Here is a 10,311-nt window from a genome sequence, read left to right as displayed (position 1 = left end):
ACTCCCAGCCCCACCCCCACGCCTTCGAATACTGGTCGCACGCCGCCTGCATCCTCCCCGTGGAGGAGTGGCCCCACTTCGCCTTCCGCCGCCGCGCCTACCGCTCCCGCCCGCACTGGAACCACGACCTCCCGTCCGGTGTCTACGACCAGGTCATCAAGCAACTCCGCGCGGAGGGCCCGCTCACCGCGACGGAGTTGGGCGGCGCCAAACGCACCAGCGACTGGTGGGACTGGTCCGGCACGAAGGTCGCCGTCGAACGCGCCCTGATGTACGGCGAGGTGGTGTGCGTGGAACGCCGGGGCTGGAAGCGGGTGTACGACCTGGCCGAGCGCGCCATCCCGGACACACTGCTGCACGACGAACTGGACGACACCGAATGCCTGCGCCGCCTGGTCCGCCTCGCGGGCCAGTCCCTGGGCGTGGGCACCCGCGCGGACATCGCCGACTACCACCGCCTCAAAGCGGAACAGGTCGACGCGGTGATCGCGGACTCGGGTCTGGTCCCGGTCACGGTCGAAGGCTGGGCCAAACCGGCCTGGGCCGACCCGGCGGCCCTGGAGACACCGCCGCGTGGCCGCCACCGCACGACCCTGCTCTCCCCGTTCGACTCCCTGATCTGGGAGCGGGCACGCACAGAGCGGATCTTCGGTTTCACCCACCGCCTGGAGGCCTACGTCCCCAAGCCGAAGCGCGTGCACGGCTACTTCGCGATGCCGGTCCTCGCCGGGGGCCATCTCGTCGGCAGGGTGGACCCCGCCCGGGAGGGCAACACCCTGGTGGCCAGACAGGTCTCCCTGAACGGCCCGAAGGCGGTCCCGGCGGTGGCCCAGGCCCTGTTGGAGGCGGCAAGCTGGGTGAACTGCACAAACGTACGAGTGGAACGGATGGACGCCCCGGACCTGCGCACCCCCCTGACAAGGGAACTGACCCAGGCCCTCGGATAACCGCCCGACCGATCCCGCCGACCGATCTCGCCGACCGATCCCGACGGGTCCCGTCGACGGGTCCCACTGACCGATCCGCTATCGGATCTCGAGGATCTTCTCCCGCATCGCGTAAACCACCGCTTCCATCCTGGAGTGCAGTTGCAGCTTCTCCAGGATGTTGCGCACATGGTTCTTCACGGTGTTCTCGGAGATGAACAGCTCCTTGGCGATATCACGGTTGTTCATCCCGGTGGCCACCAGCTTGAGCACTTCCAGCTCGCGATCCGTGAGCCGCGGCGCGGGCACCAGCCGCCGCTCGTCCGTCCGCTGGATCATCGACTTGAATTCGGTGAGCAGTTTCGACGCCATCGAGGGGCTGATCTGCGACTGTCCGTCGGCGACCGCGCGAATGGCCGTGGCCACCTCGTCCGTGGAGATCTCCTTGAGGAGATAGCCGGTCGCACCCGCCTTGATCGCCTCGTAGAGATCGGCTTCCTCATCACTGATCGTCAGCATGATGATTTTGGCGCTGGGCGCGACCTCCTTGATGGAGGTGCACGCCTCGATCCCTCCGCGCTTCGGCATCCGTACGTCCATCAGGACGATGTCGGGAAGCAGGTCGGCCGCCTTGTCGACAGCCTCCGCTCCGTCCCCCGCCTCGCCGACGACCTGGATGTCCTCCTCGGCCGCGAGCACGATCTCCAGTCCACGGCGGAAGAGCGCATGGTCGTCCACGACAAGGACTCTGATCGGCTCCTTGCGTGAGATGCCCGCGTCCGGGCCCATGCCGGTGACGCCGTCGCCGACGTTCTCGACCTGCATCGGTCCGAAGCTGTCCGCCATCGTTCCTCCCCCTGAAGGCTGTGGCCTGTGGTCCTGTGCCATCGCCAACCCAAGGCAACGACCCACCGGTTGAGCCGTTGCGGCCATGATTCCATGCCCGGGCGACAGTGCGGTGACAGAGCGGGTTCCGGAGGGGGCGTGCACGGGTGCCCCTGGGGGCGCACACGCGCTCCAGGGGCACCCGCTCGGCCGTCACCGGCGGCGGTCAGCCGCCCAACGTGCCACCCGCCGCGGGGGAATGGGGCTGATGGGCGACCATCGGGTCCGTGTTGAGGTGGATCACGCCGTAGTCGTAGGCGTGCCGCCGGTAGACGACACTCGGTTCCTTCGTCTCGGAGTCGACGAACAGGTAGAAGTCGTGCCCGACCAGTTCCATCTCGTAGAGCGCCTGATCGAGCGTCATCGGGGAGGCGACGTGGGTCTTCTCGCGGACGATGAGGGGGCCTTCACCCTTCACTTCCAGCGAGCCGATCCTCTTGACGGGCACTCCGTCCGCGTCTTCCTCGTGGACGGGGTGGCCATTGCCGTTCAGCGTTGCCGCGTCCGGGACGTGGTCGGCGACCTCGGCGGCTGTGAGCCGGCCGGCGCCTCGGCGGGTGTAACGCTTGTCGTGCTGCTTGCGCAGCCGGGCCTCCAGCTTGTCAGCCGCGAGGTCGAGTGCCGCGTACGGGTCGCTTGCCGCTGCTTCCGCCCGGATCACCGGACCGCGGGAGTGGAGCGTGATCTCCACTCGGTCGGAGCGGTCGGCCTGCCGGGGGTTGGGCTCCTTGGACACCTCTACATCGAGGCTGATCACCTTGCCGTCGAGCTTCTGGATTCTGTCCAGCCTCAACTTCTCGGCAACGTGCTTCCGGAACCGCTCGGGCACCTCGGTCTTGCGTCCCTTGACGACGATGTCCACGCAGAACTCCGTTCCCGGATCGCTCCGCTTCAGTGGCGAAGCGTCTCCCTTTTGCACCAGGCTCCGGTGAACTCCGGAACCTCGGACTCGGTGACTTCCACCTCCTCCTCCCCCATGGGCGGCATCCCCACGCGACCGGCTGGGGTGATTAGGCGAAACCCGCAGCACGGCATTCGGATTTGCGAGGTGTGGCCTGCGGCTTTCCCTCACAACCGAACATATCTCGCCCGGACGGATGTCGTCACCCTCTACTGCCGCGTACCTCCGTTCAAATGAATTGGCCCTCTCACTACCTGCAACGATGCAAGTTCGCGGTCAGTTCCGGTTTATTTCGAAGGATTCAGGTGTCGCCGCGACCACAGCCGCACAGATCATGCCTCCGAAGACACCCTGCGCCATCGTTCCCGCTGTTCCAGGTCTCCGCTCCGCACGCACGGCCGTGGCCTCGGCCCACCGCTGTCCTCCGCCTTCCCGCCCTGCTTCCGAGTACACGGCGTTTCCCACTCCTCTCACGTTCCCCACCCCTCCCGACCGTTCGACCTCCTTCACCCCGCTCGCCTCACCCCGCAGAACCGCCTCACCTCGCACCACCGCCTCACCTCCCACGGCCGCCCCGCCATGCACGACCGCTTCCCGCACGGCCCGCGCGGCCTCGGCCAGTGAGGCCCCGGTCGTCATCAGGTCGTCGACCAGGACGACCGCACCCGCTCCGGCCAGCAGCCGTCCGCCCCCGGCGGCCACGCTCAGCGCGCCCGCGAGATTGTCCAGCCGCTGCCGGGAGTCGAGGCCCGACTGGTCGGCCACGGCACGCCGCTGCCGCAGCGCCGCCAGCACCCGGGCCGGCGTACCGGCCCCGCGCAGCTCACCCGCCGCCGCGAGCGCGATACGCCGCGCCGGATCATGCCCCCGGGCCCGCACGGCCCGGGACGCGGACGGCACAGGCACGAGCAGCACACCCGTACAACCGCCATCGCCCAGGGCCCCGTACAGCCCTGCCCGCACAGCTCCCGCCAGTGCCGTCCCGAGTGGACCCGCCAGAGCCAGCGCACCCCTTTCCTTGTGCGCGAGGAGTACCGCACGCACCTCGTCCTCGTACCGGGCAGCCGCATGCACCACCGGCAGCCCGGGTGGCTCCGGCGCGGGTCTCACCCGGCTGGGTGCGGCCCCGTGCAGAGCGGCACGGCACTGCGGGCAGAGCACCGTGCGAGGCCTTCCGCAGCCTCCGCACTCGGCCGGCAGCACCAGGTCGCCGAGATCCTGCCACCACCCCCGCATGCCCACCACTGTGCCAATACCGGCGCCAACCGGCCACCCCTGTGGAAAACCCCCTGTGGACAACTCCGAGCACCCCATGAGCAGCCCCGGAAACACCGACGGCCCGCCGGACATCCGACGGGCCGTCACGCATCATTTCTCAACCGGAGGGACCACTCACCCCGGATACACCGGAGCCGACCCCTCCTTGACCAGCTTCTGCCACTTGGACCCGGACAGCAGCCGTACGATCCCGTCCTCCTCCGAGTACGCCACCAGCGGCAGCCTCTCGTCCTCGGAAGCGGCGACGCCCTTCACACCGGTCAGCGCGGCCGGCGCAGAACCCACCGGCGTCGAGCCGTCGACCTGTACGTACCCCATCTGCTGCACGCCGCCCTGCTCACGCCCGACCACCACGAGCCGGCTGTCACCGGCCCACGACATGGCGGTGACCTCCTCCAACTGCGGTGTCACGGAGTGCAGTTCGAGGACCGACACGACCGGACGCTCCCCGGCCTTCTGCCCTGTCGCCGACGGCTTCGCCGGCCCCGGGCCCGCCGCCTCCTCCTGCCGCGACCCACCGGAGGCAGCCGCCGACGCCTCGTCGCGCTGGATCCGCCCGAGGTACAGGGACCGCAGGCCGCCCTTCTCCACGATGAGCGCGACCCGCACCCCGTCAGCGGCCACCCGTACCGCTTCGATGCGCCCGTCGAGCCCCGGAGTCCGTACCTCGAGCGGGTCGCCCGCGCCCTTCTCCAGGAGCAGCAGCCGGGGCTTCTTGAGATCGCGGTCCGCGACCCACAGGTCGCCGTCGCCGTCCCAGCTCGGTGTGGTCAGGCGGTCGGCCTTGGTGGCGCCCTGGCTGGTCAGCACGGGCTCACCGAGCGATCCGCCGGACACCAGTGACCCCACGTACAGCCTGCTCCCGTCCAGCGAGACCCCGGCAGCGGTGTCCTCGTCGCGCGAGACCGCCGCGGACCGCAGTTGCTTCTCGCCCTCGCCGAGCGCCCCCGGCACCGGGGTGACGTCCGCGGAGGCCTGGAGACTGTCCCCGGCCACCCGGACGAGACGGTGCTTGCCGTCGATGAAGTACTGGAATTCGGGGTGCTGTGCCACCCCGCGCGCGGCGACGAGTTCGGCCCGGTTCTTGTCGAGGTCGCACAGTTGGCTGCCGTTGGCGCGCTGCAGTGCGACCTCGTCGACACCTGTGGGGGTCAGGTCCTGGAGCGTGTAGAGAAGCTGCGCGGCCATCTCGGTGCACTTGGCGGACCCGACCCGGCTCGCCTTGTCGTTGAGCGGCACCGTCAACCGGTTCTGGTCGTCGGGAGTCAGCGAGGTGACGCCCTTCTTGAGCGCCGTACCGGTGGGAAAACTCGACCTGACGACCGGTCCCAGCCAGCGCGAAGGGCCCGCCAGCAGCGAACTCACCGTCTGCGTCATCGGGTCGACCTTCTTGCGGACGTACACCGGATCGGCGACGGACACAGGCTTGCCGTCCGCCTCCGTAGGCGTGTTCGACGCGAAGTAGTACTTGTTGACGGACGTGTAGTTGCGCAGGAAGTCCGACTTGCCCATGACGATGCCCTGCGGCAGGTCGTCGATGCGCCACTGCCCGCTCTTGCGGTCGCGCGTGAGGTGCAGCGTCTCCTGGTACTGCCCGCTGGCAGGTTCGTACGACTGCTGGGAGTCCAGCGTGGCGAACCGGTCACCGGTCAGCGCGGACGCGTAGTCGTCCGGGTCGTCCCGGCTGCCCGCGTGCACGGGATCGGCAGTGGGACCGCCGTCCAGCACCGTGGTCGACACGTCGGGCCGCCACTGTTTCGCGGCACGCGGCGTCAGGTACTTGAGCGCCGTCTCATAGTGCGGATCGTCGCTGGTCAGCGCCTCCAGGAAGCCCTGGACGATCTGCCCCGGCGGAGCGTTCTCGTGGGGCGCCTGGGCGAAGACCCGTACCTGGGCGTCCTGCCGTGGCGTGGACTCGACGGAGCGCAGATCCCCGCTGTCGGGCATCGAGGCGCATCCGGCCAGCAGTACGGCGCCACAGGCGGCGTACGCCAGCGTGCGAACCGTTTCCCTCCGCCGGCCGTCCCGCTCGCGGTCAGGGCCCACGAAATGCCTCCCCTTGCTCGTCCACACGCTCTGACCCGGCGTCCAATGAGACGTCGTCCATGGAGCCGCCGTCCGAGGACCGTGCCTCCGTACCGGACACGCCGTCCCGCCGCGCACCGCCGGCCGGGCGCGGCACCACGCGAGCGCCGTTGCCGGGCAACGCCGTGGGGTCCGCGGTCGGGGTCGTACCGGCGAGCCGCGGAGCTATCGGCCGCTGTTCCGTGGCCGTCGCCTGTATCGGCACCGTGGCCAGCTTGTCGCCGCCCGCGTACGGCAGACCGGCGTCGTTGAGTCCCCGATGACGCCGTGAGTCCTTGGGCTCCAGCGGTATCGGTGAGCCCCTCAGATGCTCGTCGGCGGTGCGTGGCAGCGTCAGCCGGAACTGCGAACCACCGCCCGGCTCGCCCCACGCCTGCAGCCAGCCGCCGTGCAGCCGCGCGTCCTCCAGCGCGATGGACAGGCCGAGGCCCGTACCGCCGGTGGTACGCGCGCGTGCCGGGTCGGCCCGCCAGAAGCGGCTGAAGACCCGGGTCGCCTCACCGGGCTTGAGCCCGACGCCGTAGTCCCGTACGGCCACCGCGACCGCGCCGCCCGCTGCGGCCAGCTTCACGATGACGTCCTTGCCCTCGCCGTGCTCCACCGCGTTGACGACGAGGTTGCGCAGCACCCGCTCCACGCGCCGTGCGTCGGCCTCCGCCACGACAGGCTGCTGATCGCCGACGACCCGTACCGTCGTCCCCTTGCGCTCGGCAAGCGGCGCGGCACCGCTCACCACCCGCCGGACGACCGTCCTGAGGTCCACCGGCTCGGCCTCCAGCGCCGCCGCGCCCGCGTCGAACCGGCTGATCTCCAGCAGGTCCGCGAGCAGCGTCTCGAAGCGGTCGAGCTGATCGGCCAGCAGTTCGGCCGACCGCGCGGTCACCGGATCGAAGTCCACGCGCGCGTCATGGATGACATCGGCGGCCATCCGTACGGTCGTCAGCGGCGTCCGCAGCTCGTGCGACACGTCGGACACGAACCGCCGCTGCATCCGCGACAGCTCCTCCAGCTGCTGAATCTTCAGCTGGAGATTCAGCGCCATCTTGTTGAAGGCCTCACCGAGCCGGGCGATGTCGTCCTCGCCGGTGACCTTCATCCGCTCCTGCAGTCGCCCGGCGGACAGCCGCTCGGCGATCCCCGCCGCCATCCGCACGGGCGTCACGACCTGCCGCACCACGAGCCAGGCGATGGCTCCCAGGAGGACGACCACGAACAGCCCGGCGGTCGCCAGCGTCCCCTTGACCAGGCTCAGCGACTTCTCCTCCTGCGTGAGCGGGAAGAGGTAGTAGAGCTGGTACGGGTCACCGTTCGGGTCGTCGACCTGCTTGCCGATGATCAGCGCGGGCTGGGATTCGATGCTGTGGTTGGTGTAGATGATGCGCGTGTAGCTCTGGGCCATCAGCATGCTGCCGTCGGCCTGCGCGCGCAGCGCCTCGGGCACGCTCGTCGTCGGGTCCACCCCGCCGGAGGCACGCGCGGCGCGCCCGCCGCCGCTGTCGTCGCCCGCCGGACCTATCGGCAGCGTCACGACATCGAAGGCACCCTGGCCACCGCTGGAGAGGGACTCCACCAGGTCACTCATCCACTGGATGACGTTCTGCGCGGGCCGGCCGCCCGCACCGGAACCGTCGTCCCCGCTGGCGGTGGCTGCCGTGTCCGCCTTCTGCTTGGCCACCGCGAACCCACCCGCGGCCTGACTCTGCGAGGCCTTCACCTTGGCGTCCAGCAGACCGTTGCGCACCTGCCCGATGACGACGAAACCGAGCAGCAGTACGACACCGAGCGACATCAGCAGCGTCGTGGCGACGACCTTGAGCTGGATATTGCGCCGCCACAGCCGCATGACGGGCAGCAGCGGCCTTCGCACCCAGCGCATGAACAGCCGAAGGACCGGGCTGCCCTGGACACCGCCCTGGAGCAGCCCGCCCTCGAAGAACCGCCACCGGCCGGAACCGGCCCTGCTCACCTTCGGCCGCCCGACAGGCCGCTCCGCTCGCCCTCCGGAACGCCCGGGGGGCGAAGCGGCACTGTCACCGGACATGTCAGCTCGGTCCTGCCTTGTATCCGACGCCACGGACGGTCACCACGATCTCCGGCCGCTCCGGGTCCTTCTCGACCTTCGAGCGCAGCCGCTGCACATGAACGTTGACCAGTCGGGTGTCCGCCGCGTGGCGGTACCCCCAGACCTGCTCCAGAAGCACCTCACGGGTGAACACCTGCCACGGCTTGCGCGCCAGCGCGACCAGCAGATCGAACTCCAGAGGCGTCAACGCGATCGACTGCCCGTCCCGCTTCACGGAGTGACCGGCGACATCGATGAGGAGGTCGCCTATGGCCAGCTGCTCGGGCGCCGGCTCCTCCGACCTCCGCAGCCGCGCCCGGATCCGGGCGACCAGCTCCTTCGGCTTGAACGGTTTCACGATGTAGTCGTCGGCACCCGACTCCAGGCCCACGACGACATCGACGGTGTCGCTCTTGGCCGTGAGCATCACGATCGGTACCCCGGACTCCGCCCTGATCAGGCGGCACACCTCGATACCGTCCCGGCCGGGAAGCATCAGGTCCAGGAGCACCAGATCGGGCTTGGACTCACGGAAAGCGGCCAGCGCCTTGTCGCCGTCGGCTACGAAATACGGCTCAAAACCTTCACCACGCAACACAATGCCGAGCATCTCGGCCAGTGCGGTGTCGTCATCGACGACAAGGACTCGTCCCTTCATAAACGACATCATCCCATTAACTAAATCGTTACCTGTCGTGACCTGTCACACAGCTCTACCAGCGCATCGGCCGTCACGGGCGACACAACGCCCGCTTCGGTGACGATCGCCGTCACCAAATCGGGAGGTGTCACGTCGAACGCCGGGTTGTACACCTGGGTCCCCAGGGGTGCCACCTGAATCCCGCCTCCCGCTTCCGCTCCCGCCACCGGCACCTGAGGCGCGGCGATCTCCGTCACCTCATGTCCGGCACGCTGCTCCACCTCGATGGACGCCCCGTCCGGGGTGTCCGGATCCACCGTCGTCACCGGTGCCACCACGATGAACGGCACATGGTGGTACCGGGCCAGCACGGCGAGCGGATAGCTCCCCACCTTGTTCGCCACCGAACCGTCGGCCGCGATCCGGTCCGCGCCGATCAGTACCGCGTCCACCTCCCCGGCGGCGAACAGAGAGCCCGCCGCGTTGTCCGTGAGCAAGGTGTACGCCATTCCGCTGCGCGCCGCCTCATAGGCCGTCAGGCGAGCACCTTGCAGCAACGGGCGCGTTTCGTCCACCCAGAGCCTACGCAGCCGCCCCGCCCGGTGCGCCGCCAGCGCCACCGCGAACGCCGTTCCCTCACCACCCGACACCAGCGACCCGGTGTTGCAGTGCGTCAGCACCCGGTGCCCGCCGCCGGGCAGCAGCTCGTCGAGCAGCGCCAGCCCGTGCACGGCCATCCGCGCGCTGGCCTCGGCGTCCTCCCGGTGCAGCACCCGCGCCGCGACCAGCGCCGCCCCGGCCGCCCGCTCCCGGTCACCGCTCCTGGCGAGCTCCGCCCCGTACGCCTCCCGTGCCCTGCGCACACCGACAGCGAGGTTCACGGCGGTGGGCCGGGCCTGTGCCAGCGCCACGGCGGCCTCGTCCACGTCGAAGCCACGCACGGCGGCGAGCGCGACGCCGTACGCCCCCGCGATGCCGAGCAGCGGCGCCCCGCGCACGGCAAGCGAACGGATCGCCGCCACCAGCGCGGGCGCGTCCGTACAGACCAGCTCGACCTCCTCGGCCGGCAGTCTCCTCTGGTCGAGAAGGACCAGCACCGGACCCTCGGGAGGTTCCTCCCAGCGGATCGCCGGTATCTCGGTGGGCCGGTTGTCCTCGCGGGATTGCGCGTACTGATCAGCCATCCACCCAGTCTGCCCGTTGTCCGCCGGACCATGGGTCGGACGACTGAAGGTGTCCAGCCCGTACGGGGGCTGATCCCCCCGCTTGCTCCCCATGGCACGATGGCTGCCAACCTGCCGCGATCGCGGACGGGCACCGTGAAGGAGCGACGATGAACGACACTCCGGGCTGGGCCTCGCCCGGATCCGCCCCCTCCGAAGGACAGCCGTCCGGCGCGTCCGCCCCCGCCGACCGCTCCGGTCCCGCGGAACCGGCGGAACAGCCACGCCCCGACACGGCCGGCTCCGGCCCGAAGTGGTCGCAGGAGCAGCCGCCACCCGCCCAGTGGTCCGCCCCCACCGGCCCTCAGGGC

General features: G+C 69.9%; 8 protein-coding genes and 1 pseudogene. 2 read left to right on the top strand and 7 right to left on the bottom strand.

What is annotated here, in order from left to right:
* Positions 1–947, top strand: a 947-nt coding sequence (locus tag AOK08_RS27245; RefSeq protein WP_055530879.1) for a winged helix-turn-helix domain-containing protein, incomplete at its 5' end; no start/stop codon positions are given.
* Between the two features lie 78 nt (positions 948–1,025).
* Here AOK08_RS27245 and AOK08_RS27240 read toward each other — a convergent pair.
* The 7 genes from AOK08_RS27240 to mtnA form a co-directional block, all read right to left on the bottom strand.
* Positions 1,026–1,772, bottom strand: coding sequence for a response regulator (locus AOK08_RS27240; protein WP_055530877.1), 747 nt, complete (start codon positions 1,770–1,772; stop codon positions 1,026–1,028).
* Positions 1,773–1,977: 205 nt separating this feature from the next.
* The gene (hpf, locus tag AOK08_RS27235) at positions 1,978–2,673 is read right to left on the bottom strand and encodes a ribosome hibernation-promoting factor, HPF/YfiA family (RefSeq protein ID WP_422125777.1); all 696 of its coding nucleotides are present in this window, start codon (positions 2,671–2,673) and stop codon (positions 1,978–1,980) included.
* A 315-nt stretch (positions 2,674–2,988) separates the two neighbouring features.
* Entirely contained in the window at positions 2,989–3,948 is a 960-nt protein-coding gene (locus AOK08_RS27230; protein ID WP_055530881.1) for a ComF family protein, read from the bottom strand.
* Positions 3,949–4,104: 156 nt separating this feature from the next.
* Entirely contained in the window at positions 4,105–6,036 is a 1,932-nt protein-coding gene (locus AOK08_RS27225; protein ID WP_055530873.1) for an LpqB family beta-propeller domain-containing protein, read from the bottom strand.
* Positions 6,026–8,116, bottom strand: coding sequence for an MtrAB system histidine kinase MtrB (gene mtrB / locus AOK08_RS27220; protein WP_055530871.1), 2,091 nt, complete (start codon positions 8,114–8,116; stop codon positions 6,026–6,028). The genes AOK08_RS27225 and mtrB overlap by 11 nt, the downstream gene beginning before the upstream one ends.
* A 1-nt stretch (position 8,117) precedes the next feature.
* Positions 8,118–8,807, bottom strand: a complete 690-nt coding sequence (gene mtrA, locus AOK08_RS27215) for a two-component system response regulator MtrA (protein WP_198539409.1) — start codon at positions 8,805–8,807, stop codon at positions 8,118–8,120.
* 8 nt (positions 8,808–8,815) lie between these two features.
* Complete coding sequence (mtnA, locus tag AOK08_RS27210; protein WP_055530867.1) at positions 8,816–9,961, bottom strand: S-methyl-5-thioribose-1-phosphate isomerase; 1,146 nt, start codon at positions 9,959–9,961, stop codon at positions 8,816–8,818.
* A gap of 149 nt (positions 9,962–10,110) precedes the next feature.
* On the opposite strand from mtnA, the pseudogene AOK08_RS27205 reads away from it, so the two are divergent.
* A pseudogene (locus AOK08_RS27205) lies at positions 10,111–10,311 on the top strand (hypothetical protein); the annotation flags it as partial.

Source organism: Streptomyces graminilatus, assembly GCF_001418565.1.
Taxonomy (GTDB): domain Bacteria; phylum Actinomycetota; class Actinomycetes; order Streptomycetales; family Streptomycetaceae; genus Streptomyces; species Streptomyces graminilatus.
The sequence above is the reverse complement of the archived record's forward strand: the minus strand, read 5'-3'. Positions and strand labels throughout refer to the sequence as shown.

What these genes read in the sequence shown, in the direction of transcription:
- mtrB (WP_055530871.1), bottom strand. Translation starts at nt 8,116, where the DNA reads ATGTCCGGTGACAGTGCCGCTTCGCCCCCCGGGCGTTCCGGAGGGCGA.
- AOK08_RS27230 (WP_055530881.1), bottom strand. Translation starts at nt 3,948, where the DNA reads ATGCGGGGGTGGTGGCAGGATCTCGGCGACCTGGTGCTGCCGGCCGAG.
- mtrA (WP_198539409.1), bottom strand. Translation starts at nt 8,807, where the DNA reads ATGATGTCGTTTATGAAGGGACGAGTCCTTGTCGTCGATGACGACACC.
- AOK08_RS27240 (WP_055530877.1), bottom strand. Translation starts at nt 1,772, where the DNA reads ATGGCGGACAGCTTCGGACCGATGCAGGTCGAGAACGTCGGCGACGGC.
- mtnA (WP_055530867.1), bottom strand. Translation starts at nt 9,961, where the DNA reads ATGGCTGATCAGTACGCGCAATCCCGCGAGGACAACCGGCCCACCGAG.